23 protein-coding genes are annotated in these 24,555 nt (G+C 70.4%); 13 read left to right on the top strand and 10 right to left on the bottom strand.

Going from position 1 to position 24,555, the window contains the following annotated elements; translation table 11 throughout:
* Nucleotides 1-33 precede the first annotated feature (33 nt).
* The gene (locus tag ACZ7SW_RS45060) at nt 34-1,284 is read left to right on the top strand and encodes a beta-ketoacyl-[acyl-carrier-protein] synthase family protein (RefSeq protein WP_470236521.1); all 1,251 of its coding nucleotides are present in this window, start codon (nt 34-36) and stop codon (nt 1,282-1,284) included.
* Between the two features lie 73 nt (nt 1,285-1,357).
* Here the strand turns inward: ACZ7SW_RS45060 and ACZ7SW_RS45055 are convergent, their stop codons facing one another.
* Nucleotides 1,358-1,957, bottom strand: a complete 600-nt coding sequence (locus ACZ7SW_RS45055) for a hypothetical protein (RefSeq protein WP_470236520.1) — start codon at nt 1,955-1,957, stop codon at nt 1,358-1,360.
* Between the two features lie 23 nt (nt 1,958-1,980).
* Nucleotides 1,981-2,484, bottom strand: coding sequence for a DUF3145 domain-containing protein (locus tag ACZ7SW_RS45050; protein WP_093576929.1), 504 nt, complete (start codon nt 2,482-2,484; stop codon nt 1,981-1,983).
* Between the two features lie 267 nt (nt 2,485-2,751).
* Here ACZ7SW_RS45050 and ACZ7SW_RS45045 point away from each other — a divergent pair, with 267 nt between their 5' ends.
* On the top strand, nt 2,752-5,184 hold the full coding sequence (locus ACZ7SW_RS45045; RefSeq protein WP_470236519.1) for a hypothetical protein: 2,433 nt from the start codon (nt 2,752-2,754) through the stop codon (nt 5,182-5,184).
* A gap of 95 nt (nt 5,185-5,279) precedes the next feature.
* Here the strand turns inward: ACZ7SW_RS45045 and ACZ7SW_RS45040 are convergent, their stop codons facing one another.
* Together ACZ7SW_RS45040 and ACZ7SW_RS45035 are read right to left on the bottom strand one after the other, a co-directional pair.
* Entirely contained in the window at nt 5,280-5,849 is a 570-nt protein-coding gene (locus ACZ7SW_RS45040; RefSeq protein WP_470236518.1) for a TetR/AcrR family transcriptional regulator, read from the bottom strand.
* Nucleotides 5,850-5,904: 55 nt separating this feature from the next.
* Nucleotides 5,905-7,299 carry a dihydrolipoyl dehydrogenase family protein gene (locus ACZ7SW_RS45035; RefSeq protein WP_470236517.1) on the bottom strand — a complete coding sequence of 465 codons (1,395 nt, stop codon included), beginning with the start codon at nt 7,297-7,299 and terminating at the stop codon, nt 5,905-5,907.
* Between the two features lie 145 nt (nt 7,300-7,444).
* Between ACZ7SW_RS45035 and ACZ7SW_RS45030 the strand changes: the two genes are divergently transcribed.
* Nucleotides 7,445-8,365 carry an Lsr2 dimerization domain-containing protein gene (locus ACZ7SW_RS45030; RefSeq protein ID WP_470236516.1) on the top strand — a complete coding sequence of 307 codons (921 nt, stop codon included), beginning with the start codon at nt 7,445-7,447 and terminating at the stop codon, nt 8,363-8,365.
* A 101-nt stretch (nt 8,366-8,466) separates the two neighbouring features.
* Here the strand turns inward: ACZ7SW_RS45030 and ACZ7SW_RS45025 are convergent, their stop codons facing one another.
* The 3 genes from ACZ7SW_RS45025 to ACZ7SW_RS45015 are packed head-to-tail and all read right to left on the bottom strand — an operon-like array spanning nt 8,467 to nt 10,324.
* Nucleotides 8,467-9,195 (bottom strand): lipoate--protein ligase family protein, encoded by a 729-nt coding sequence (locus tag ACZ7SW_RS45025; protein ID WP_470236515.1) that lies wholly within the window; start codon nt 9,193-9,195, stop codon nt 8,467-8,469.
* Nucleotides 9,196-9,240: 45 nt separating this feature from the next.
* Nucleotides 9,241-9,642, bottom strand: coding sequence for a VOC family protein (locus ACZ7SW_RS45020; RefSeq protein WP_470236514.1), 402 nt, complete (start codon nt 9,640-9,642; stop codon nt 9,241-9,243).
* A 4-nt stretch (nt 9,643-9,646) separates the two neighbouring features.
* A complete protein-coding gene (locus tag ACZ7SW_RS45015) occupies nt 9,647-10,324 on the bottom strand; it encodes a TetR family transcriptional regulator (RefSeq protein ID WP_470236513.1) in 678 nt (225 codons plus the stop codon).
* A 92-nt stretch (nt 10,325-10,416) separates the two neighbouring features.
* On the opposite strand from ACZ7SW_RS45015, the gene ACZ7SW_RS45010 reads away from it, so the two are divergent.
* The 8 genes from ACZ7SW_RS45010 (at nt 10,417) to ACZ7SW_RS44975 (ending at nt 18,989) form a co-directional block, all read left to right on the top strand.
* On the top strand, nt 10,417-11,505 hold the full coding sequence (locus ACZ7SW_RS45010) for a ferredoxin reductase (protein WP_470236512.1): 1,089 nt from the start codon (nt 10,417-10,419) through the stop codon (nt 11,503-11,505).
* 17 nt (nt 11,506-11,522) lie between these two features.
* Nucleotides 11,523-12,632: a fatty acid desaturase family protein gene (locus ACZ7SW_RS45005; protein WP_470236511.1), complete on the top strand. Its 1,110-nt coding sequence runs from the start codon at nt 11,523-11,525 to the stop codon at nt 12,630-12,632.
* An 8-nt stretch (nt 12,633-12,640) separates the two neighbouring features.
* A complete protein-coding gene (locus ACZ7SW_RS45000) occupies nt 12,641-12,859 on the top strand; it encodes a hypothetical protein (protein ID WP_470236510.1) in 219 nt (72 codons plus the stop codon).
* A gap of 628 nt (nt 12,860-13,487) precedes the next feature.
* Nucleotides 13,488-14,756 carry a sensor histidine kinase gene (locus ACZ7SW_RS44995; protein ID WP_470236509.1) on the top strand — a complete coding sequence of 423 codons (1,269 nt, stop codon included), beginning with the start codon at nt 13,488-13,490 and terminating at the stop codon, nt 14,754-14,756.
* A 24-nt stretch (nt 14,757-14,780) separates the two neighbouring features.
* Nucleotides 14,781-15,425 (top strand): response regulator transcription factor, encoded by a 645-nt coding sequence (locus tag ACZ7SW_RS44990; protein ID WP_470236508.1) that lies wholly within the window; start codon nt 14,781-14,783, stop codon nt 15,423-15,425.
* Nucleotides 15,426-15,441: 16 nt separating this feature from the next.
* On the top strand, nt 15,442-15,852 hold the full coding sequence (locus ACZ7SW_RS44985; protein ID WP_470236507.1) for a YjbQ family protein: 411 nt from the start codon (nt 15,442-15,444) through the stop codon (nt 15,850-15,852).
* 30 nt (nt 15,853-15,882) lie between these two features.
* A complete protein-coding gene (locus ACZ7SW_RS44980) occupies nt 15,883-16,584 on the top strand; it encodes a haloacid dehalogenase-like hydrolase (protein ID WP_470236542.1) in 702 nt (233 codons plus the stop codon).
* Between the two features lie 233 nt (nt 16,585-16,817).
* Nucleotides 16,818-18,989, top strand: coding sequence for a bifunctional lysylphosphatidylglycerol flippase/synthetase MprF (locus ACZ7SW_RS44975; RefSeq protein ID WP_470236506.1), 2,172 nt, complete (start codon nt 16,818-16,820; stop codon nt 18,987-18,989).
* On the opposite strand, the gene ACZ7SW_RS44970 is transcribed toward ACZ7SW_RS44975, so the two are convergent.
* The gene (locus ACZ7SW_RS44970) at nt 18,929-19,936 is read right to left on the bottom strand and encodes a DUF8017 domain-containing protein (protein WP_470236505.1); all 1,008 of its coding nucleotides are present in this window, start codon (nt 19,934-19,936) and stop codon (nt 18,929-18,931) included. The genes ACZ7SW_RS44975 and ACZ7SW_RS44970 overlap by 61 nt on opposite strands.
* A 5-nt stretch (nt 19,937-19,941) precedes the next feature.
* Nucleotides 19,942-21,690, bottom strand: a complete 1,749-nt coding sequence (locus ACZ7SW_RS44965) for a proline--tRNA ligase (RefSeq protein WP_470236504.1) — start codon at nt 21,688-21,690, stop codon at nt 19,942-19,944.
* A gap of 124 nt (nt 21,691-21,814) precedes the next feature.
* Between ACZ7SW_RS44965 and ACZ7SW_RS44960 the strand changes: the two genes are divergently transcribed.
* On the top strand, nt 21,815-22,171 hold the full coding sequence (locus ACZ7SW_RS44960) for a VOC family protein (RefSeq protein WP_470236503.1): 357 nt from the start codon (nt 21,815-21,817) through the stop codon (nt 22,169-22,171).
* 432 nt (nt 22,172-22,603) lie between these two features.
* Here ACZ7SW_RS44960 and ACZ7SW_RS44955 read toward each other — a convergent pair whose 3' ends face one another.
* Nucleotides 22,604-23,569, bottom strand: a complete 966-nt coding sequence (locus ACZ7SW_RS44955; protein WP_470236502.1) for a GNAT family N-acetyltransferase — start codon at nt 23,567-23,569, stop codon at nt 22,604-22,606.
* Between the two features lie 66 nt (nt 23,570-23,635).
* On the opposite strand from ACZ7SW_RS44955, the gene yaaA reads away from it, so the two are divergent.
* Nucleotides 23,636-24,379 (top strand): peroxide stress protein YaaA, encoded by a 744-nt coding sequence (yaaA, locus tag ACZ7SW_RS44950; RefSeq protein WP_470236501.1) that lies wholly within the window; start codon nt 23,636-23,638, stop codon nt 24,377-24,379.
* Nucleotides 24,380-24,555: the final 176 nt, after the last annotated feature.

The following is a 24,555-nucleotide window of genomic DNA, read 5'->3' as shown; positions in this document are numbered from 1 at the left end:
CCCCGGTCCGGAGCCGACCTTGGGGAGACTCCCATGAGCAACATCGACGTCGTGATCACCGGAATGGGCGCGACCACGCCGCTCGGCGGGGACGTCGCGTCCACCTGGGACGGTCTGCTGGCCGGCCGCAGCGGGATCCGCACGATCGAGGCGGACTGGGCGGCGGAGCTGGACCTGCCGGTGCGGATCGCGGCGCAGCTCGCCGTCGAGCCGACCGACATCCTGCCCCGCGTGCAGGCGCGGCGGCTCGACCGGTGCGAGCAGGTGGCGATCATCGCCGCCCGCCAGGCCTGGGCCGACGCCGGGTTCGCCGAGCAGACCGACGAGCACACCGATGTCGAACCGGAACGCCTCGGCGTCTCGATCGGCACCGGGGTCGGCGGGCCGGTGACCCTGCTGACCCAGAACGATCTGTTGCACCAGCAGGGTCTTCGCAAGGTGTCGCCGCTGACCGTGCCGATGCTGATGCCGAACGGCCCGGCCGCGCACGTGGGCATCGACCTGAAGGCCCGCGCCGGGGTGCATTCGCCCGCGTCGGCGTGCGCGTCCGGGGCCGAGGGCATCGCCAACGGCTACGAGATGATCCGGTCCGGTCGGGCCGACGTGGTGGTCGCGGGCGGTTCCGAGGCCTGCATCCACCCGATCACCGTCGCCGGGTTCGCCCAGGCGCGCACGGTGTCGACGCGCAACGACGACCCGGCCGCGGCGTCGCGCCCGTTCGACGTGAGCCGCGACGGCTTCGTGCTCGGCGAGGGCTCCGGCGTCGTCGTGCTCGAGCGGGCCGACCGCGCGAAGGCCCGCGGCGCGCGGATCTACGCGAAGCTGGCCGGCTACGGCCTGACCTCCGACGCCTACCACATCACGGGCAACCACCCGGAGGGCATCGGCCAGATCGCGGCGATGCGCGCGGCGATGGCGATGGCCGGACTGTCCCCTTCGGACATCGGCCACGTGAACGCGCACGCGACGTCCACTGTGGTCGGGGACATCGGCGAGGCGGCGGCGATCCGGTCGGCGGTCGGCGAGCACCCGGTGGTCACCGCGCCGAAGGGCGCGCTCGGCCACCTCGTCGGCGGAGCGGGGGCGGTCGAGGGCATCGCGACGATCCTCGCGCTGTACGAGGGCATCGTGCCCGCGACGCTGAACCTCACCGAGCAGGACCCGAAGGTGCAGCTCGACGTCGTGGCCGGGGAGAACCGCAAGGTCGAACTCGCCGCGGCGCTGTCCAACTCGTTCGGTTTCGGCGGGCACAACACCGCGCTGGTGTTCACGCCGGCGAACTGAACCCCTTTACGGTGAAGGGCCCCCGCGGGAATTCTCGCGGGGGCCCTTCATCCGTTTCACCGGGTTTTCGACGTCAGCACTGGTCGTGTTCGGTGGCGGTGCCGTCGACCGTGTCGATCCGGTACGAGCCGTGCTCGAACTTCATCGGCAGCACCAGCCGCCAGTTGATGCACTCGTGCGGGAAGTCGAGCGGGGCCTCGTTGAGCGACTGGGTGCTGGTGAACCCGACCAGGGCCCGCAGCGTGCCCTGCGCGCCCGGTTCGATGCGGTACAGCAGGATGTTGACGTCCTTCGTGGACTGGAAGTTGCGGTGCCAGTCCACTTCCGGCGTCTTGCTGCGGCGCGCTTCGCTGACCGTCTCGGTCCAGGCGTCGTAGTCCTTCTGGTTCAGCGCGGTGAAATACGCCTTCAGCACGGTGCGGACGGCGTCGTCCTGCGGATGGTTCTCGGCGTCCGGGGTGGCCCCGACCTCGACCGCGCCGGACTTGTCGGCCGAACCGCCGCTGGTCGTGGCGGACGGCATCATGACCTGGCCGTCGGTCGAGCGCGGGGAATCGGGGCGGCGGTACAGCTCGCGGGCGAGCAGACCCCCGGCGACGGTGATGGACAGCACCACCACGAGCACGGGGATCAACCACCGCTGACGGGACGGCGGGGGCGAAGGAACGCTCACCCGGGTGAGGGTACCGCTTCCGTTCACCCGACCTGGTGCAGCCAGGTGACCGGGGCGCCGTCGCCCGCGTGCCGGTACGGCTCGAGCGCCTCGTCCCAGGCCGCCGCGAGGAGTTCGTCCAGTTTGTGCGCGAGGGTTTCGCCGCCGCGGGTCATGCTGACGAGCGCGCGCAACTGGTCCTCGCCCACGACGATGTCGCCGTTGGCGCTGGTGCGGCCGTGCCAGAGCCCGAGACCGGGCGCGAAGCAGAACCGCTCGCCGTCGACGCCCGCGCTGGGCTCCTCGGTGATTTCGAAGCGCACCATCGGCCACGCCTTGAGCGCGCCGGCGAGTTTGCCCGCGGTTCCCGCGGGCGCGCTCCAGCTGCATTCGGCCCGGAGCTGTCCCGGACTGGCCGGCTGGGCCGTCCACTTCAGCTCGACCCGGGCACCAAGGGTGCCCGAAATAGCCCACTCGACGTGCGGACATACCGCAGACGGCGACGAGTGGACGTACACCACGCCTCGGGTGCTGCCACGGGTGCTCACTGCTGACCTCCGCTTGTTCGACGAGGGACGTCTTCCCCTACGACCTCTCGAACCCTGCGCAGGTTGCGTAGCCTCCACGGCAGTTCCCGACCTGTGTAGCACATTCTGCACCCCAACCGTGCCGTTTGGCCACACGAACACCACAAGTCGCAGCGGACGACCCATTGTGGTGAGCCACGCCGACGCGAGGGCGCGGAGCACGGTTCCGGCGGCCCGGCACGCTAGCGTGGTGCACCGGAAACGCTGCGGATTCAGAGGAGAGTTTCGGTGCGACTGGTCCGTCTCGGGCAGCAGCCCTCGCGCGTCGCGGAAGACGTGCGGGCCGCACTGGCCTCCCTCGGCCGGGGGAGCACGGTGATCGGCGGCGTCGCGCTCGTCGGCGCCCGCCCGACCGGAGACCGTCCGGTCGAAGCGGTCGTGGTGCTTCCCGCGGGCGTGCTCGTCGTGATCGGCGTGGACCTGCCCGACCCGGCCCTGCGTCTCGAAGCCCCGCTGAGCGGACCGTGGAAAGCGGACGGCTGGCCCCTGGTCCACGGCGACGACGTCAACCCCGCCACCGAAGCGCTCGACCTTTCCCAGGAATGCGAACGCCGCATCGCGGAACTCGGCGGAGGCCCGGTCGGCACGATCGTGGCGGTCGGCCCGTACGTGGAGACGGTCGACCAGCCGCCGGGCGACCTCGCCGGCCCGGTCCGGGTCCTGCACCCGACGCCGACGACCATGCTCGCGGCGACAGTCTCCCTGGCGACGGCGCGGCATCCGCGATCGGTGGACCAGGCCCGGGCGTTGATCTCGGCCTTGGCGCCGGACGCGCCGGAGCTTTCGGACGAGGTTTTGCGGGGGGAAGGGTTCGTCCGGTTCGCGGACGACGTTCCGGTTCCTCCGGGGCCTCGGTCTCCTGGGATCGGAGGTTCGGCAGCGGCTGTCGGCGCGGGGGTTGCTGACAGTACCTCGGCGGCGAAGTCCGGTTCCGGGGCACCGAACGTGTCCTCGCCCGGCACTGCCGCGACGAATTCCGTTGCCGCACCGGGCGCGGCGAGCCCGGTTCCCGCAGGCGCCGGAACCAAGGCCGGATCGCGCACGACGACTGCCACCGGGCCGGAAACGGCGAACAGTTCGGCCGGGGTCTCCGCCGGTACTGCGGCTGCGGGGGTCGGGGCTGCGGGGGTCGGGGCTGCGGCGGCCGGAGCGGCGGTGTCCGGTGCCTCCGGTCCCACCGCCGAGCGCGATGCGGGTGGACCCGTTGCCGCCGGTTCCGACGCGGCCCCAACCCGCACCGTTCAACCGGCCGCCGGTTCTCCCACCAGCCCTGCCACGGCCAGCTCCGGGGCGGCCCGAGCCAACGCTGCCGGAGCGGGCGGGGCGGGGACCGCCGTTCCCGACGCAACCTCGCCCGGCACCGTCGAATCCGGTGCGGCTGGATCCGGAGCGGCTGGATCGAGCACCGCCGAATCCACCGTCGCTGGGTCTGCTGCCGCGGCGGGAAAATCCGCCGCGGATGCCGCTCCCTCAGCCAGCCCGGGACCGCGAAGCCCGGCTGGTGCGGGAAATCCGCCAGGGCTCCCCGTCTTCCCCGGGGCTGCTCCGGGATCCGCTGACTCCATGCCGTCGAAGGCTGCTGCTTCCCCCAGCAATCCTTCCGCCGCACCGAAATCCGCGGTTCCCGCGCCGCGGCCGAAGATCATCGCGGTGCGGCCGCCCCGGCCGGAGATTCCCTCGATCGAACTGGCCTCGCTTTCCGAGGCGCCCACCGAATCCACTGATCCGCCCGAGGCTCCGACCGAGAAGATGCCGTCTCCGGCGAAGCCGCAGGGCTCGGGACGCCCGCGCGCCGCCGTTCCACCGGTTGTCCCGGCGAAGGTTCCCGGGCCGGGCACTGCGCCTCAACCTGTGCAACCGGCTCCGGCCGTCGGAACGGGCGCGGCCGGGGCGGCGGCAGCCAGTCCCGGAGCCGGAGCAGCCACTGGCGCGGGAGCAGCCGCAGCCGGAGTTGGCGCAGGGGCCCCCGCCGCAGCGGGTGCGGGAGCAGCCTCCGGAGCCGGACCGAACACCCCGCCCGGGCCGGGGAAACCGGGCTCCCGGACGGTCAAATGGGTGCCGATCGCGGCGATCGTCTTGCTGGTCGCCCTGGTGGTGTCGGCGATCGTCGTGGCGACCAGCGGCGGCGAGGACACCACCGCCGCACCGCCTGCCAGCAGTGCGCCGCCGCCCAGCAGCGTGCCGAGTCCGGTGCCGAGCAGCGTCAAGTCGAGCGCCCCGCCGGCGCCGACTCTCACCTTCGAGCCCCGGGCGAACAGCGCCGACCAGAAGTGCGCCTCGCACGCTTTCGGGGACGTCCAGGCGAGCCTTCAGCAGACCAGCTGCTCCGCGGTCCGCCGCGCGAGCTACACCGCGCTCGTGGACGGGCGCCCGGCCGCGGTCACCGTCGCGGTGGTCGAGTTTCCCGATGCCGGACAGGCCAATCACCTCAAGCAGATCGCCGACAACCCGGGCGGCGGCGGGATCCTGGACGTCGCCACGGAGACCGGCAAGTGGCCTTCGGGCCCGCCGCAGTTCGACGGCGCCGCCTACGCCAGCAAGGTCGACGGGAACGGCGTGCGGATCGTGCAGGCGGTCTGGCAGCCGGGACCGTCCACTGCGGACGATCCCGGACTAGCCCGCGCCGCGAAGGGCGCGCTCGACTTGCAACTGCCGTCCTGAGCGAACGAGCAGCCGCCTTCGGGTGGCGGCTCGCTCTAGCGCGCACGACCAGCGTCCGGGGCGAAGCGAGCGACCGCCGTCCCGAAAACCAGCCCTCAGTGCCAGCCGTGCTCCAACAGGTCGAACGCCACGTCCACCATCCGCCGCGGGTCGGCCGAGCGATCAGCCAGCGCGGCCGTCTCCAGCGCGAAATGGGCCAGCACCGCACACCGCGGATCCCCTTCCGGCGCACGGGTTTCCGCCGCGATCACCCGGCTCAGCGTGTGCTCGTGCCCCATCCACATCTTGTGCCAGTACTCGGCGAGCGCGGGCGTCTCCCGCACCAGCCGCAGCAGCGGTTCGGCCTCCGCGCGGATGCCGGACGTCGCCCGGACGTGCATGTGCGCACGGAGCGCCTCCAGCACCGACGTGCCCTCCGGGCGGTCCCGCACGGCCGAGACCAGCGCCTCGTCGATCTCGGGCTCCCGGTCGAAAACGAGAGCTTCCTTGGTCGGGAAGTGCTTCATCAGCGTGGTGGTGGACACGTCGGCGGCGTCAGCGATCTCGCGCACTGTCACCTGGTCGTAGCCGCGCTCCAGGAACATCCGCAACGCGGCGTCGGCCAGCGCCTGGCGGGTCGCCGCCTTCTTGCGTTCACGACGGCCGGGAACGGGGGCACTGGTCATGCCCCGACGCTACCGGACGTGGCACGACCAATTGAGCGACACGACACCGCCCGCCTCAGAGCCCGTAGGCCTCCAGCAGCCGCAGCCACACCTCGCTGATCGTCGGGAACGCGGGGACCGCGTGCCACAGGCGGTCCAGCGGCACCTCGCCGACGACGGCGATCGTCGCCGAGTGCAGCAGTTCCGCCACGTCCTGGCCGACGAACGTGACGCCAAGCACGACGCCGCGTTCGGTGTCCACGACCATTCGCGCTTTGCCCTGGTACCCATCGGCGTGCAGCGAGGAACCGGCGACCGCGATGTCGATGTCGACGACCCGGTCCGCGGATCCGTCGCGCGCCTCGGTGAGGCCGACTGACGTCACCTCCGGGTCGGTGAACACCACTTGCGGCACCGCGTGATGGTCGGCGGTCGCGCTGTAGCGGCTCCACGGTTCGGTCGAGATCTCCTCGCCGCGGGCACGGGCCGCGACCGAGTCGCCGACCACGCGGGCGGCGTATTTTCCCTGGTGGGTCAGCAAAGCGCGGCCGGTGACGTCGCCCGCGGCGTACAGCCAGCCACCCTCCACAGCGGACACCCGGCCGCTTTCGTCGACCTGGAGCGGACCGTCGGCGGGCAGGCCGAGCACGTCCAGCCCGATGGTGCTGGTCGCGGGCGCGCGGCCGGTGGCGACCAGCAGTTCGTCGACCACGATCTCGTCGCCGCCAGTCAGTTTCAGCCGCGTGCCACCGTCCACAACGGACACTTCAGCCAAGCCGGAGTTCACGCGCACGCGGACGCCCGCCTCGCGCAATCCGTCCAGGACCAGGTCTCCGGCGAACTCCGGCAGCCGCGGCAACGGGCGGTCGCCGGTGATCACGAGGTCGACCTGCGCGCCGAGCCGGGCCCACGCCTGCGCCATCTCGACGCCGACCACGCCGCCGCCGAGCACGCCGAGCCGTCCGGGCACCTCGGTCGCCGACGTCGCTTCGCGCGAACCCCACGGCTTAATGGTGTCCAGGCCCGGAATCCGCGGCGTGCGCGGGACGCTGCCGGTGCACACGATCACCGCGTGCCGGGCGGAGAAAACGCGGCCGTCGTCGAGAGTGACTTCGCGCTCACCGGTGATCCGGCCGTAGCCGCGCACGGGTTCGATGCCCGCGCCGCGCGCCCATTCGACCTGGCCGGAGTCGTCGCCCTTGCCGGTGAACCAGTCGCGACGCGCGAGCACCTTCTCCGGATCCAGCGCGTCGCCGATCGGCACGCCGGGCATCCGTTTGGCCGCGGCGAGCAGATTTCCCGGGCGCAGCAACGCCTTGCTCGGGATGCACGCCCAGTACGAACACTCCCCGCCGAACCGTTCGTGTTCGACGAGCGCCACCTTCAGCCCGCCCACGGCGGCCCGTTCGGCGGCCACTTCCCCGACCGGACCCGCCCCGATGACCACGACGTCGAAAGTCTCTGCTGCCATGCGCACAGCGCACACCACCGCGCAGGTTCGCGCAAGCCTGCCGGTATTCTCGTGAGAGAGCTGCAAGAAACCGGCGGCACCGCGGAATCCGGGTCGTCGCCGTGCCGGTTGCACGCACGACCACGATCGAGCACGGGAGGCTCCCATGGCAAGGAACACCGCTGTCCGCACTCTGGACGACCTGACCGGCGGACGCGCGGCGGAAACCGTCGCGTTCGCGCTGGACGGCACCGAATACGACATCGACCTCGGCACCCGCAACGCGGCCGCGCTCCGGCGGCTGCTGGAGCGGTACGCCAAGGCCGGCCGCCGGACGGGCGGCCGCAAGCTTCGGCCGCGGCTGATCGCCGGGGCGAAGAAGGCCGAGTCGAAGCCGGCGGAGAAGACCGCCGCGGCGGGCAAGGGCGGGAAAGCCGTTGCTGGCAAGAAGACCGCTGCCGGGAAGGCAGCTCCGGCCACCCCGGCGCGGACCGCGAAGACCACGGCGAAGACTGCCCGAACGGGTGGCGCGACCGGGACTGTGAGCCGGACCGCGCGCAAGGCTCCGGCCAAGTCCGCGGCAGCCAAGCCCGCGGCGACCAAGAGCACGGCCAAGTCGACGAAGGCCGCCGCGGTCAAGACGACTGCGGCGAAGACGGCGAAGACGGCGAAGATCAAGGCATCCGCAGCCGCGAAAACCGCAGCACCGGCCAAGTCCGCGACGGCCAAGACAGCCGCGAAGGCAGCCACGGCCAAAACCGCCACCCCAGCGGCCGCGAAGGCGGGCTCGGCGAAGACTGCCACCCCGGCAGTCGCGAAGGCAGCCACGGCGAAAACCACCGCCCCGGCAACTGCGAAGGCAGCCCCGGCTAAAGCCCCCGCCCCGGCAGCCGCGAAGGCGGCCACGGCGAAAACCGGCGCTCCGGCAACTGCGAAAGCAGCCCCCGCCAAAACCACTGCCCCAGCAGCCGCGAAGGCGACCCCGGCGAAAACCGCCGCCCCGGCACCGGCCAAGGCACCCGCCAAGCCGCGTCGCCGTACGGCCAGCGAAGTGCCGCCGGTGCTGTTCTCCTCCTCCGGCAACTGATCCGGTCCGTGAAGGGCTCCTTGAGGGAATCAGATTCCTTCAAGGAGCCCTTCACGGCATCTCAGCCAGAGCGCGCGGATGTGGCTGCCGTGCAAGGGCGATTACGAACGCTGGCGTCCTTCGGCGTGCCAGTCCGGGAATTCGTAGCGGCTCCACAGCAATGACCGCTGCCGCTCCAACTCCCCTGCAGTCGGTTCGCGCGGCGGGAGCGGGCCGAGCAGTCCCGCCGCGGCTGCGCGGACGGTGTCTTCCACCTCAGTCAGCGGCAGCCGCACGCCGTGGTCGGCCAGGGACGCGACCTTGCTCCGGTGCGAATCCAGCGGCTTCGGGTCCGGTGGCGGACCGGTGAGGTACGCGCCGACGCGAGCGGCGTCCGTGTCGACCAGCAGCGTCGAATGCGCCAGCAACACGTCTTTGGTCCGGAACACCGCGAAACCGCACAGTTTCGCGTCGCCGACGAAGATCCCGCGGTCGCCGATTCTGGCCGGGAGACCGAGTTTCTCCACCGCGGCGGACATCACCAGGCCGAGCATTTCCAGCGGACGCGGCGCGGGGCCGGGAAGCACGAGCGTCACGTTGAGGTTGCCCGGGTCGTGGAACACCGTGCCACCGCCGCTGGCTCGCCGCAGCACGGGGACGCCGTCGCGAGCGCATTCGTCGACGCGGACTTCGCGCGCGATCCGCTGACCGCGCCCGACGACGACGCACACCGGGTTCCGCCACAGCCACACCGCCGGCTCCGTCGGTCCCTCGCGCAGCAGTGCCTCGTCGAAGGCCAGGTTGTGTGCTGGGTCGGTGAATTCGGCTCGGACTTCCGACCCGCTCGGCATAGCGTTCCTCCACGATCTGCTGGACTTCGGGATCGTAGAGCAGGCTCAGGACACCGCTGGGCCGAGCAGGTCCCAGCGGTTGCCCGCGACGTCGCGGAACACGACGACCTGGCCGTACGGCTCGGTCCGCGGTTCGCCGAGGAACTCCACGCCAGCGTCGCGCATCCGCTGGTAGCTGGCCTCGAAATCGTCCACGCGCAAGAAAAGCCCGACGCGGCCCGCGTACTGGTCCCCGACCGCGCGGGACTGCCGGTCGCCGTCGGCCTTGGCCAGCAGGAGGCCGGTTTCGCCGCCGGGCGGGCGGACGACCACCCAGCGTTTGGGGCGGCCGTCGTTGGTGAGCGACGGCGAATCCTCGGCCAGGTCGAAGCCCAGCGCGCGGGTGAAGAAGTCGATCGCCTCGTCGTAGTCGTCGACGATGATCGCGGTCAGCTGCAGAAATGCCATGCCGCTAAGGCTGCCAGTGCGGCACGCCGAGCAGGATCATCCGGAGCCGTTTTTCCGCCGCGACCAACGTGCGCTCGTCGGCGGCGGTGTCGCCGGGCCGGATGTCCAGCAGTTCGGCGACCGTGCCGAGCATCGCGGTGACAATAAGGTCGGCCAGCAGGTGCAGGTCCTCGGTGGGCCAGGCGCGCAGCGCGTCGAAGCGAGCCAGGTCCAGAGCCAGATCGCTGGAGAACATCCGCATCTCGACCGCGATCGCCCGGGACACCGCGCCGGGACCGGCGTAGCGCTCGCGCGTGACGAACCGGAAGTGGTCCTCGTGCTCGCGGACGTGCCGATGCAGCGTGTGCACTGAAGCCCGGATCATGCCGCCGTAGCCGCGCTGCTCGGTGCGCGCGCCGCGAAGCATGTCGCGCAGCGTGCGCGTGGTCTCCTCGACCAGCGCGACGCCCAACTCCTCCATCGACGAGAAATGCCGGTAGAACGCCGTCGGCACGATGCCCGCGCCCTTCGCGACCTCGCGCAGCGAAAGGCTGGCGAAACTCCGGTCGGCGAGCAGGTCGAGCGCCGCGTCGAGCAGCGCCTGACGGGTGCGCTGTTTGCGCTCCTGCCGGCTCACCGGGCCGGCCGGCTCCTCGGCTGCGGACACGTCGAGCAGCGTACTGGCGATCGTCGCATGGCCCACGTCACATCACCTCGCTTCCGCGTTGACAGGCCCCCCGGCCTTGCCCCCACACTAGTCAGTGTACGACTGTGCACTCAACTTCTGGAGGGGTGATGACCGCACTGCTCCCGCGCCGCGTGCGCGGACTCGTCTCGCTCGCCGAGGCGCTGCTCACCCCGCACGGCGCGGACCGGTACCTCGAACTGGTCGACCCGATGCTGGTGCGCCGCGAGATCCGCGGCCGCGTCACCGCCGTGCGGCATCAGACGCCGGACACCGTCACCTTCACGGTGCGGCCGAGCCGGGCGTGGCAGGGCTTCCGCGCCGGGCAGTACGTGCGGATGCAGGTGGAGATCGACGGCGTGCGCCGGACCCGCTGCTACTCGCCGTGCGGCGCGCAAGGCAGCGGCGACCTGGAGTTCACCGTGAAAGCCGACCCGCACGGCCTGGTGTCGCGGCACCTGCAGGACACCGCGGTCGGCGCGGTGGTCGGCCTTTCGCCCGCGGACGGCGAGTTCACCCTGCCGTCGCCGCGGCCGGACCGGATCGTGCTGATGAGCGGCGGCAGCGGGATCACGCCGGTGCTCGCGATGGCCCGGACGCTCGTCGCCGAGGGCCACCCCGGCGAGATCGTGTTCCTGCACTACTCGAACACCCCCGCGGACGCGCTCTACCGCGCCGAACTGGCCGAACTCGCCGCCCGGCACCCGGCGTTCCGCGTGGTCAACGCGCACACCCACGCCCGCCGCGGCGGCGACCTGCACGGCCTGTTCTCCGTCGACCACCTGGAGAAGGCCGCGCCGTGGTTCCGCGAGGCCGAGACCTTCCTGTGCGGCCCCGCTCCGCTGATGGCCGCCGCCCGCGAACTCTTCGAGAACGAGGGGTTGAGTGCACAACTGCACACCGAAGAGTTCACGGCAGCGCCGTTGACCTTCGACACCTCGGCCGCCGAGGGCCGGGTGCGGTTCGCCCGCAGCGGCCGGGAGTGCGACAACTCCGGCAAGCCGCTGCTCGAACAGGCCGAGGACGCGGGCCTGACGCCGGAACACGGGTGCCGGATGGGCATCTGCTTCTCCTGCACGCAGCTCAAAACCGCCGGCCGCGTCCGCAACGCCCGCACCGGCGAGGTCTCCGGCGAGGAGAACGAAGAAATCCAGCTCTGCGTCAGCGTCCCCGTCGGGGACGTCGAAATCGACGCCTGACCACCGGAGGAAGCATCATGACGGGTCTGCAGGACCGCCTCACCCCCGCCCAGGTCGAGGAATTCGGCCGCGAACTCGACGCGCTGCGCCAGCGGATCGTCGACGACCTCGGCGAGGAGGATGTCGAGTACATCCGCAAGATCATCAAAACCCAGCGCGCGCTGGAGGTGACCGGCCGCGGCCTGCTGTTCGCCGGCTTCCTGCCGCCCGCGTGGCTGGCCGGCGTCGCGGCGCTGTCGGCGGCGAAAATCCTGGACAACATGGAGATCGGCCACAACGTGATGCACGGCCAGTACGACTGGACGCGCATCCCGGAGCTGAGCTCGCAACGCTTCGAATGGGACACCGTCGCACCGGCGGAGAACTGGCGGCATTCGCACAACTACATCCACCACACCTACACGAACATCGTCGACAAGGACCGCGACGTCGGCTACGGGATCCTGCGAATGGACCCGGCGCAGAAGTGGCATCCGTACTATCTGGGCAACCCGGTGTACGCGACCTTGCTCGCGCTGCTGTTCCAGTGGGGCGTGATGCTGCACGACCTCGAGGTCGAGCGGGTCGTGAAGGGCGAACGAACCTGGGCGGAGAACGTGCCGGTGCTGCGCCGGATCGTCCGCAAGGCCTCGCGCCAGATCGGCAAGGACTACGTCCTGTTCCCGCTGCTCACCGGCCCGCTCGCCCCGCTGACGCTGCTGGGCAACGCGAGCGCCAACCTGGTCCGCAACCTGTGGGCGTTCTCGATCATCTTCTGCGGCCACTTCCCCGCGGACGTCGAGAGCTTCACCGAGGAGGAGACCGAGAACGAAACGCGCGGCCAGTGGTACCTGCGCCAGATCCTGGGCTCCGCGAACATCACCGGCAGCCCGCTGTTCCACATTCTCTCGGGAAACCTGTCGCACCAGATCGAACACCACCTGTTCCCGGACCTGCCGGCGCGCCGCTACCCGCAGATCGCCGGGGAAGTGCGCGAAATCTGCGAACGCTACGGCCTGCCGTACAACACCGGCCCCCTGCACAAGCAGCTGTGGTCGGTAGCGAAGAAAATCGTGCGGCTGGCCCTTCCCGGAAAACCGGGCCCGGCCGCTACCGTGGACCCCGAACGGCAACTCCGAGCAGCCTGAGGAAGCCCATGGTCGGCCCATTCGAAAGTGGCAAGGACACCGTGCAGGAGCTGACGGAGTCCGCAGCCAACCACATCGGCAAAATCGCCACGATCATCACCGGCGCGGTCCGCGACATAGCCCGCGAAACGGGCGATTGGTTCACGGACGTGATCGAAATGCGCGAAGCAGCCCAACGCGCGAAAGAAGACGAAGCCCGGCTGGACAAGAGCCCCGAGGCAGACTGATCCCGCCGAGCCTTCTCCCCGCCCGGGAGGTCCGTCAGGGGAACCCTCGGGGACTCTGATTCCCTCAGGGTTCCCCTCACGACCAGCACAAGTCCGTGAGGGGAACCCTGAGGGACTTTGGTTTCTGCCAGGCCCCCTTCATGACCGCGCCGTCGCCACATCGGGATGCCAGCCACCACCGCAAACCCATCGCGACCAGGCCCCCAAGCCACGCGCACCCACCACCCAACCGCACCCGGCGTACCCAACTCCCCACCCCACCAGATCCCCGCACCCACCCCAAACCGCACCAACGCACCCAACAGAACCAGGCACCCACACCACCCCCGCACCCCGATACGAAGCCAAAAATGCGGACGGCGGGTGCTTGTCAAGGCATCTTTCCCGCCTTGACAAGCACCCGCCGTCCGTCATCACAATCAGCTTCGGGGTGCCCGCCCCAACAACGAGGCGCGATGTCGCCGCCAGGCGACGAGGTAGGGCTACCCCCCGCCCCAGCACACAAGCCACCCCGGTAGTAACCACCCCCAAACCCCGGCAAACTCAACCGAGTGACCACCCACCCGCACCGCCCTCTCCCGCACCCCGGCGGCGAGCCCCGCGGAACAGAACACCCCCAGGTCACCCGATGAACCCCGCCCTCCTCCGCCGCCTATGGCCCACCACCGCCCGCCAAGCCCTCTCCGAAACCGCCTGGCTGGCCATCACCGGCGCCCTCCCCCTCCTCTCCGTAGTCCTCCTCCTCACCGGAACAGCGATAGGGATAGCCCTCACCCCCATTCTCGCCGGACTCCTGATCCTCACCGGCGTCCTCCGCTCCGCCAGACTCCTCGGCGGCCTGCACCGCCGCCTGGCCGCAAGATTCCTGAACCTCCCCCTCCCGCCGCCGCCGAGAACCGACCTCGACCCCGGCCTCTGGAACTGGCTCACCGCCCGCCTCGGCGACCCGACAGCCTGGCGATCCGTCGCCTACCTCCTGGTCCGCCTCCCCTTCGGCCTCCTGGCCCTGATCGGCTCCGGCGCGCTCGGCTTCTTCGGCCTGGCCTCCTTCACCTACCCGCTCACCTGGCTCCTCGCGACCAGCCCGGGCCGCGGCCACGGCCTGCCGGTCTTCAACATCCAGAGCTTCGAATGGCTGGGCTCCCTCGGCTGGTGCCTGCTCGGCATCGCCGTCCTGACCGTCTGGCCCGCCGTCGTCCACGTCCTCGCCGAAGTCGACCGCCTCCTCCTCCGCACCCTGGCCGCCGACCCCGGCCTCCGCGAACGCGTCCGCTTCCTCGAGGAAACCCGGGCCACCGCCCTGGACGAAGCGGCCGAACAACTCCGCCGCATCGAGCGCGACCTCCACGACGGCGCCCAAGCCCAGCTAGTCGCGATGGCGATGAAACTCGGCCTGGCAAAAGAAGAACTAGCCGCCGACACAGTCGACCTCGACCAGATCCGGACCCTGGTCGACACCGCACACAGCAACGCCAAACAAGCCCTCGTCGAACTGCGCGACCTGGCCCGCGGCATCCACCCCGCAGCACTGGACAAGGGCTTGAGCCTGGCACTGTCCACATTGGCCAGCTCAGCCGACTTCTCCGCGACAGTCTCGGTAGAACTAAGCCGGCGCCCACCGCCCTCGCTGGAAACAATCGTCTACTTCGCAGCCGCCGAACTCATGACCAACGCGTCGAAACACGGTGCCGGACGATGCGCAGTCCTGGTCGAAGACCGCGAAGACGAACTCCGGCTGACAGTTGCCGACCATGGCCCCGGCGGTGCCGCAGTCATCCCCGGCGGCGGACTGGCCGGAATCGCCGAACGACTCCGGCCGGCGGACGGCGAACTGACCGTGTCGAGCCCGAACGGCGGCCCGACCGTAGTCACCGCGACGCTCCCGCTGCCCCGCTAAACTCGGTGGAATGAGGGGGAAACCGTGCGGATCGTGATCGCGGAGGACTCGGCAATCCTGCGCCAGGGCCTGGTCGAACTCCTGGGCCTGCGCGGCCACGAGGTAGTCGCGGCGGTGAAGAACGCCGACGACCTCCGGACCGCGGTCCGCGAGCACCGGCCAGACGTGTCCATTGTGGACATCAGAATGCCGCCGACCCACACCGACGAAGGCCTGCGCGCGGCGATTGACCTGCGCACGGAACGGCCCGGCTGCGCGATCCTCGTGTTCTCGCAGTACGTCGAAACCAACTACGCCAAGCAACTCCTCGCCGGAGAAGCGGGCGCGGTCGGCTATCTGCTGAAGGACCGCGTCGCCGAGGTGTCGGACTTCCTCACCGCGCTGGAACGCGTCGCCGCCGGGGAGACGGTGCTCGATCCGGAGGTCGTCCGCCAGCTGTTCGCGACGACCGGCCAGGCCGGTCCGCTCGCCGAGCTGACGCCGCGCGAACGCGAGATCCTCGGGCTGATGGCGCAGGGCCGGTCGAACTCGGCGATCGCGGCCGAGGCGTTCCTGTCGGCGGGCTCGGTGGAGAAGTACGTGACGAGCATTTTCGGCAAGCTGGGCCTGCCGCCGTCGGACGGGCACAACCGGCGCGTCCTCGCCGTGCTCCGCTATCTCGATTCCTGACGCCTACCCTGGCGGCATGTACTCCACCGAGATCGAGGTGCACACCGGCGACACCGCCGTCGTGCACAACCTGTCCCGGGAGGCCGAGAGGTTCCTGCGCGACGCCGACGCCACCGACGGGCTGCTGCACGTGTGGGTACCGCACGCGACGGCCGGGCTCGCGGTGCTGGAAACCGGCGCGGGCAGCGACGACGACCTCCTCGCCGCGCTCGACGACCTGCTCCCCCGCGACAACCGCTGGCGCCACCAGCACGGCACCGGCGGACACGGCCGCGACCACGTGCTTCCCGCGTTCCTCCCGCCGTACGCGACCGTGCCGGTGCTCGGCGGCGTGCTGCTGCTCGGCACGTGGCAGTCGGTGTGCCTGGTGGACACCAACGTCGACAACCCCGTCCGCCGGGTCCGCTTCAGCTACCTCACCGGCTGAGCCCGCCGTAGCATCACGGTTGTGACGGCCATTCGCACGCACCGGCTGGTGCTCTGGGACATCGACCACACGCTCGTCGACTACACCGGGCTCGGGGTCGGCTGGTACGGCTCGGCGCTGGCCGCGGCGACCGGGGCGGAGTTCCGCGCCTACCCGGATTTCGGCGGCCGGACCGAACGCGCGATCACCGCCGACGTGCTGGCCCTGCACGGGATCGAACCGGACGAGGAAACCATCCAGCGGATGTGGCGGGAGCTGATCGCGGCCGTCGAACGCGCCCGGGACACGTTGTCCGAGGAAGGCCGGGCGCTCGACGGCGCGGCGGACGTGCTCGCCGATCTCGCCGAGCGCGAGGGGGTCGTGCAGAGCCTCGTCACCGGCAATCTGCCGGAGATCTCGCGGCACAAGCTCGCCGCGCTCGGCCTCGACGAGCACCTCGATCTGGAAATCGGCGGCTACGGTTCGCTTTCCCCGAACCGCGCAGACCTCGTCCCGCACGCCGTCAAAGCCGCGGAAGCGAAGCACGGAACAGCATTTCCCGCGGAATCGGTAGTAATTCTCGGAGATACTCCGAATGACATCGAGGCAGCGCTCGATTACGGTGCGGTGGCGATCGGCGTCGCTACCGGCCGGTTTTCCGCCGGGCAATTGACCGAGGCCGGCGCGCACCTGGTTTTGCCGGATCTCGCCGACCTGTCCGCGGTCCGCGCCGCGGTGCTCGGACTACCCTGAGGCAAGCGACCGGGATCACTCGTTCGGGCGACTCCGAGGTCAACCCCTATTCCGGGTCGGAGCCGCTTCAGAACTGTCGAGTACCACCCTGTTCACGCTGGCCAGAGCGGTGTTGTGCGACGAAGGTCAGTCTTGGGGCCAGGGTCGGGTCCCCCTGGGGTAGCAGTCCCTTAGGGGGAGAAGTAGGTCCGACGGGCGATGACCGCTTAAGATCGCCGCGCCAAACTTTCCCCATGACGATCGCACAGGGGGGAACCGGCCTCGCGGCCGGAGAGGCACGCGGACGGCTAGCGGTGCTGTGGAACCGGATCCCGTTCACGACGACCGTCGTGCTCGCGATCCTGATCGTGGGGGTCGCGACCGGCTCGCTCTGGCACGCCGCCGAGCACCAGCACGCTTTCCATTACTACGCCTACGGCCTTCCCTCGCTCGAGCACGGCCGCTGGTGGACGCTGTTCACCGGGCCGTTCTACGCCCTGCGCCCGTGGTTCTACCTGCCGATGGCGGGCAGTTTCGCACTGATGGCCGGGTTCGCCGAATGGCACCTGGGCACCCGGCGCGCGATGGCGGTGACCATCGGCGGGCAACTGGTGTCGACGGTCGTCGCGGTGCAGTTCCTCGAACTCTCCCGCAATTCCGGCTGGGCCTGGGCCGACCGGATCTCCGGCACGCTCGACGTCGGCTTCTCCGGCGGTGCGCTCGCCGCGATCGCCATCACCAGCGCGACCCTGCGCACCCCGTGGCGGCTGCGGCTGCGAGCCGGGCTTTGCGTGTACGCCGGGGTAGCGATCGTCTATGTCGGCACACTCGCCGACCTCGTGCATTTCTTCGCGCTCGTGCTCGCGCTGCCGCTGGGCCGGCGGCTCGCCGGGCCCGCCGCGCGCAACGCCAACAAGCCGTCGCTGCGCGAATGGCGGCTGCTCGCGTCCGCCGGTTTGGTGCTGCTGGTCGTCGCCGAAGTGGTGATGTGGCTGGTCCCCGGCGACGGCCCGTTCGGCTCGTCCGACTCGATCTCGTTGTCCGGCAACGAACTTCTCCCGCTGTGCATCGTCGCGGTGCCGATTCTCAACGGGTTGCGCCGCGGTTCGCGGTTCGCCTGGCGGTGCGCGATCGCGCTGTGCGTGCTCGCCGCGTCGCAGATGGCGGTGCTGGCCGGGCTCGTCGCGATCACGCAGCTGATCCGCGAGGACTACGACCTCAGCAGTCCGCCGCTGTTCATTGTGGACAATCTCTTGTGGACAGTCGAGCTGATGTTACTGATCTCGGCGCGGCGCGCGTTCCGCGTGCCCTCGCGGCGCAGGCGGCGCAAGCTGTTCCGCGGCGGGCCGGACCCGGCCTTCGCCCGGCTTCTGCTGGGCCGCAACGGCGGCAGCACCATCTCGTGGATGACGACCTGGCCGCAGAACACCTACTTCGTCGCCTCCGACGGCACGTCGTACCTGGCGTATCAGCGGCACGCCGGCGTCGCGGTGGCGCTCGGCGACCCGGTCGCGCCGGACGGGACGAGCGACCGCACGCTGCGGGAGTTCTCCGCGATGTGCGAGAACACCGGGCTCGTGCCGTGCGTGTTCTCGGCGACCGCGGGGACCGTCGCGCAGACCGCGAAACTGGGCTGGCAGCAGGTCCAGGTCGCCGAGGACACCTTGGTGGACTTGGAAAACCTCGAATTCCGCGGCAAGGCCTGGCAGGACGTGCGGACCGCGCTGAACCGCGCGAAGAAGGACGGGATCGAGTTCCGGCTGGTCCGGTTGGCCGAACAGCCGTGGTCGATCCGCGAGCAGGTGCGGGCGCTGTCCGAGGAATGGATCTGCGACAAGGGCCTGCCGGAAATGGGCTTCACGCTCGGCGGAGTGGACCAGGCGATGGACCCGGCGACGCGGGTCGGTCTCGCGGTCGACGCGGACGGAACGGTGCACGGCGTGACGTCGTGGCTGCCGGTGCACACCGGCGCCGGCGAGGTCGGCGGCTGGACGCTCGACGTGATGCGCCGCCGCGCGGGCGGATTCCGGCCGGTGATGGAGTTCCTGATCGCCTCGACCTGCCTGGCGTTCCGCGAGGAGGGCGCGAAGTTCGTGTCGCTCTCGGGTGCGCCACTGGTCCGCAGCAACGACAGCACGCCGCGGCAGATGGTCGACCGGATGCTGGACGCGCTGGGCTCGATGATGGAGCCGTACTACGGATTCCGGTCCCTGCACGCGTTCAAGGCGAAGTTCCAGCCGCGGCACGAGCCGCTGTACCTCGCTTACCGCGACGAGGCCGATCTGCCGCGGATCGGGATCGCGCTGAGCCGCGCGTATCTGCCGAACGCCGGGCTGATGGACTTCGCGAAGTTGGCGCTGCGGCGTCAGCGCGTGGCCGGCGGCGGCGTGGTCGTGGACCGGTCCGCGGCCGGGACGCCGCGGTAACTGTGCAGGATCCGGACGAGGTCGTCCCGGGACGCGGAGCCCGGGCGGCCTTGTTCTGAATACGCGACCAGCACGGCCGACTTGTCACCGGCGTCGAGCGCGAGCGCACCGGCCAGCACGCTTTGCGGCTTGCACGGCGCGTTGCTCGGAGTCACCTCGGCGACTACGAGCGTGCCTTCACGGCTTTCGTTCTCGATCTTGACTTCAGTCTTCTCCGGCGCACCAGGTGTCACCTTCGCGGCCGGAGCACCTTCGCCGGTGTACGCGCTGATGCCCAGGTCAGTGACGGCCTTGCGGGCGGCTTCGGCGGCATCAGCGGTCTTCTCGGTGGTGAAACCCGCGCCGCCGACCTGGCCGACCGAGTCTTCCTTGCAGCTGCCCTTGCCGAGGAACGCGCTGGTGGACAGGGTGATCCCGGACGACCCGGCGACCGGGTCCCAGCCGTGCAGCGTGGTCGGCGCCGGTTGCCAGGACGGCGGCACGTCGTAGGCGTAGCTGCCGTCTTTGCCCGCCACCGACTGCCATCCCGCGACCACCGGCGGCACGACCACCCGAGGCTCGGGCTGGTAGGTGCGCGGGGCGCGCGGAGTGTCGTCCGTGCTGGCGGAATGGTGGCTCTTGCCGGAGAAGACGTTGTAGCCGAACACCCCGATCAGAATGAGGATCGGGACCGCCCTCACCAGGCGGAGGTTGGTCTTGCGGGGCGCGGATCCGCGGAGCTGTGCCGGGGCGCGGGTTTGCCGCAGGGCGTCCGCGCCTTCGTCGGGCGGCGGAGTGCCCTGCGGCTGCCGGGCTGGTTCGGACGGCCCCGGCGCCGGGTCGGTTTTCCCGTACCCGGCGCTCGGGAACTTCGGTGCGTCGGACGGCTCGTACCCGCCGAAGCCGCTCAGCGCGGCGTTGTCCTGGTACCCGCCGTCGTCGCGGCGTTTGCGCCCGAACCAGCCCACCGGCTTCAGCCGCGGACGAGCTTCGCGAGGTGGTCGACGACCGAGTCGACGGCGATTTCTTCGCGTTCGCCGGTGCGCCGGTCCTTGACCTCGACCAGCCCGTTCGCGAGGCCGCGGCCGACGACGAGGATCGTCGGGACGCCGACCAGCTCCGCGTCGGCGAACTTCACGCCCGGGGTGGCCTTGCGGTCGTCGAGGATGATTTCGAGACCGGCGGCGTCGAGTTCGGCGGCGATCTTCTCCGCGCCCTCGCGCACCGTCTCGTCCTTGCCCGCGATGACCACGTGCACGTCGAACGGCGACACCTCGCGCGGCCAGACCAGGCCCTGCTCGTCGTGGTTCTGCTCGGCGAGCACGGCGACCAGGCGCGAGACGCCGACGCCGTAGGAGCCCATGGTGATCCGGACCGGCTTGGAGTCCGGGCCGAGCGCGTCGACCTCGAAGGCGTCGGTGTACTTGCGGCCGAGCTGGAAGATGTGCCCGATCTCGATGCCGCGCGCGGCGACGAGCGTGCCCTGTCCGTCCGGCGACGCGTCGCCCTCGCGGACCTCGGCGGCCTCGATGGTGCCGTCCGGCGTGAAGTCGCGGCCGACGACCAGGTCGAGCACGTGGTGGTCGCGCTGGTCGGCGCCGGTCAGCCAGGCCGTGCCCTCGACCACGCGCGGGTCGACGAGGTAGCGGACGCCGTTCTCCTGCAGCCCCTTCGGGCCGATGTAACCCTTGACGAGGAACGGGTTCTTCGCGAAGTCGGCTTCCTCGAGCAGCTCCACCTCGGCGGGCTCGAGCCCCGCTTCGAGGCGCTTGAAGTCCACCTCGCGGTCGCCCGGGATGCCGATGCCGAGCAGCTCCCACTCCTTCGCGCCCGGCTGGCGCGTCTTGACCAGGACGTTCTTCAGCGTGTCCGCCGCGGTGAACTCGCGGCCGAGCCCGGCGGCGTTGAAGAACGCGACGAGGGTCTCGATGGTCGGCGTGTTCGGGGTGTGGTGCACCTGCGCCTCGGGCAGCCCGTCGAGCGGCCGGGCGGCGGGCGCGGGCGTGACCACGGCCTCGACGTTCGCCGCGTAACCGGATCCGGTGCTGCGGACGAAGGTGTCCTCGCCGTTCTCCGCGACCGCGAGGAACTCCTCGGACGCCGAGCCGCCCATCGCGCCGGACGTGGCGGCCACGATGACGTATTCGAGGCCGAGGCGGTCGAACAGCTTGATGTAGGCGTCGCGGTGGGCCTGGTAGGAGCGCTCGAGACCCTCGTCGTCGAGGTCGAAGGAGTAGGAGTCCTTCATGACGAACTCACGGCCGCGCAGGATGCCCGCGCGGGGGCGCGCTTCGTCGCGGTACTTGGTCTGGATCTGGTACAGCGTGACCGGGAAGTCCTTGTAGGAGCTGTACTCCCCCTTCACGGTGAGCGCGAACAGCTCCTCGTGGGTCGGGCCGAGGAGGTAGTCGGCTCCCTTGCGGTCCTTGAGGCGGAAGAGGTTGTCGCCGTACTCGGTCCAGCGGTTGGTGGCCTCGTACGGTTCGCGGGGCAGCAGCGCGGGGAACTGGATCTCCTGCGCGCCGATCGCGTTCATCTCCTCGCGCACGGTCTCCTCGACCCGGCGCAGCACGCGCAGCCCGAGCGGCAGCCACGAGTAACCACCCGGGGCGACCCGGCGGACGTAGCCGGCGCGCACCAGCAGCCGGTGGCTGGGCACTTCGGCGTCCGCCGGATCCTCGCGCAGTGTGCGGAGGAACAACGACGACATCCTGGTGATCACTGGGAACTCCCTGCGCTGAGCGGGTCTTAGACGTTTCGCACAGAGTAGTCAACCCCCTGGCCCCGACGCATGCGGGTTATCGGCGGGCACGGTTTTTGTCGGTGGTCGCGGTTAGCGTGCGGGCATGGGTTTGGAGATGGGCATGATCACCGTCGACTGCGCTCAGCCGCAGCGGCTGGCGGAGTTCTGGACAACGGCACTGGGCGTTTCGGTGGCGGCGGACTACGGCGAGTTCGTGATGCTGGAGAGCCCTGCTTCGGGCGGGCCTCGGCTGGGCTTCCAGCGAGTGCCGGAGCCGCGGAGCGGGAAGAACCGCGTGCACGTGGACTTCGGCGCGGACGACCGAGAGGCCGAGGTCCGACGACTGGTCGAACTGGGCGCGGTGGAACTGGGGCGGCATGAGGTGCCCGGGTTGGAGTGGACGGTGCTGGAGGATCCGGAGGGGAATGTGTTTTGCGTGTCGGCGGAGGGGGCGCATTGAGGATGGGGTGAGAGCGGCTGCGGGCGACGGTCAGCCCGCAGCGCGCGGATGGCTGGGCCGCGAGCTGACGCAAGCAGTTGGCACGGTCACCGGCGAGGGCACCGGTGCGCGTTCACGGGCAGATTCCGCAGCGCACGTCGAACGTGCCGAGGCACGGCTATCGGCGAACGGCCCGGTGGTCGCCAGCGACCACGACGGCACGCTGGGCCCATGGTCGCCCGCGAGCGTGGGCCTGCTGGCCGCTCGCGAACGCCACTGCCCACGGCGCACGCCGCATGCACCGGCGAATGCACCCGGCGCGGGAGCACCACCGAACTCGACGGCACCTGGCCACCAACGAACGCTTCAGCAGCCAGCGAGCGCCCCGGCACAGAGCCACCGGCGAACACGGCACCCAGGCCACCCCGTCCGAGCAAAGACCTCGGGCGGCGGTCAGCCGAGCGGCAAAACGTACCCGTAGTTCCGCTCGGTCGCCTGATACCCGCACCGCTCGTAGACCGCGAGCGCGCGGTGGGTGTTGTCCGCGTCCACCGCCAGTGACGACCTCTCGAAGCCAGCCGCGCGACCGGCTTCGAGGGTGTGTGCCAGCAGCGCCGAGGCCAGGCCCCGCCCGCGGGCCTCCGCCAGGGTGCCGACGTAGTTGACGTGCAGTTCCCGCACGCCCGTCGCCGCCGCGTCCGCCTCGTAGAACGACGACATCACGAACGCCACGACCCGGTCTCGTTCCGGGGAAAGGAGGAGAAACGACAGGTCAGGCTGGAAATCCTTGTTGCCGCGGAACCGGTGGTCCCACTCGTGGGCGGAGAGCCACGTGCTGCCCCAGTGACCGGCGAACGCGGCGTTGCGCGCGTCGAGAACCAAGGCGTCGTAGCGCTCCTCGCAGGAGACCAGCACGAGATCGTCCGGAAGCGGCGGAGCCGGTGGCAGCGACGTCAGGTCCGCGCGCATCTCCACGAAGGTGCGTTCCTGCTTGAACCCGCCGCGTTCGAGAAGCGAGATGTACCAATGCTCGTTCTCGTGCGCGCCAGCGTGCAGTTCGAGCTTCGCGTCCGGGAAGTGCCGCGCGTGGACGCTCCGGGCCGTGCGCGTGAGCCACTCCGTCAGCACCGAAGCGACCTCGTCGGTCCGGTACTCCGGGTCGGTCAGCGCTGCGACATGCGGCTGATGCACGGGCTCGGCGGCGTCGCGAGCGACGACCAGGGCGTAGCTCACCAACCGCGACCCGTCCCAGGCGCCGACGCTCGCCCCCGGCAAATCGACCGACGGGCCCGACAGTTCCTGGCGCACGTCGCCCTCGTCCCAGTGCTCGCCGGTGCGGTCGGTTTCCTCCGCGACCGTGCAGAGCCGGGTGACCGCGCCGACGTCGGCGAGCGTGAGCGGGCGCCAGGTGAGTTCCATGCGAGCCAGAGTAAGGAGCGGCACACGGCCAACGCACCCGGATTACCCGGCGGTTACGCTCCGGGGGTGCTGGTGCTCCTCCCCCCTTCCGAAACCAAGGCCGACGGCGGCAAAGGCGCGCCGCTGGACCTGGACGCACTGTCGTTCCCCGAGCTGAACCCGGTGCGCGCCAAACTGGCCGACGCCCTGGTCGAACTCGCGGCAGACGTCCCGGCGAGCCTCGCCGCGCTGGGCATCTCCGCACGCCAGGCCGACGAGGTCGCCCGCAACGCCCAGCTCTGGACCTCCCCGACGATGCCCGCGCTGCGCCGCTACACCGGCGTCCTCTACGACGCACTAGACGTCAAAAACTTCACCCGCGCCGGGCTGGCCAAGGCACAACAGCGACTGGCCGTCACGTCCTCGCTGTTCGGCGTCGTCGCAGCGACCGACCCCATCCCCGCGTACCGCCTCTCGGGCGGCAACACAGTGCCCGCGCTAGGCACCGTCCGAGGCTTGTGGAAGCCAGTCCTGGAACCAGTACTGCGCGACGTCGAAGGCCTGATCGTGGACCTCCGCTCCGGCACGTACGCAGCTTTCGCAAAACTGCGCGCGGACGCAGTCACCGTCCGAGTAGTAACCGAGGACGCCGACGGCAACCGCACCACAGTGAGCCACTTCAACAAGGCCTACAAGGGAAAGCTGGCCGCAGTACTGGCCACCACCCGCAGCGAACCATCCACTGTGGACCAATTAGTACGCGTAATCACCAAAGCAGGCCTAACCGTAGAACGCACCGGCGACCACGCCCTAGAACTACTAACCGACTAAACGCCCGCAAGCACACACGCACGCACACCTAACGGGCACCAACGCACAAACCCAACCAAGCACCCACACCACCCCCGCACCCCGATACGAAGCCAAAATGCGGTCTTGGGGGGGTTGTCCAGAAACCCCTCCCCCCCTCCCCAACACACCAAAAAAACCCCCCCAACCCAACCCCC

This window comes from Amycolatopsis sp. NPDC114484 (assembly GCF_055633755.1).
Note: the sequence above shows the minus strand (reverse complement) of the source record. Positions and strands in the feature narration are given on the sequence as shown.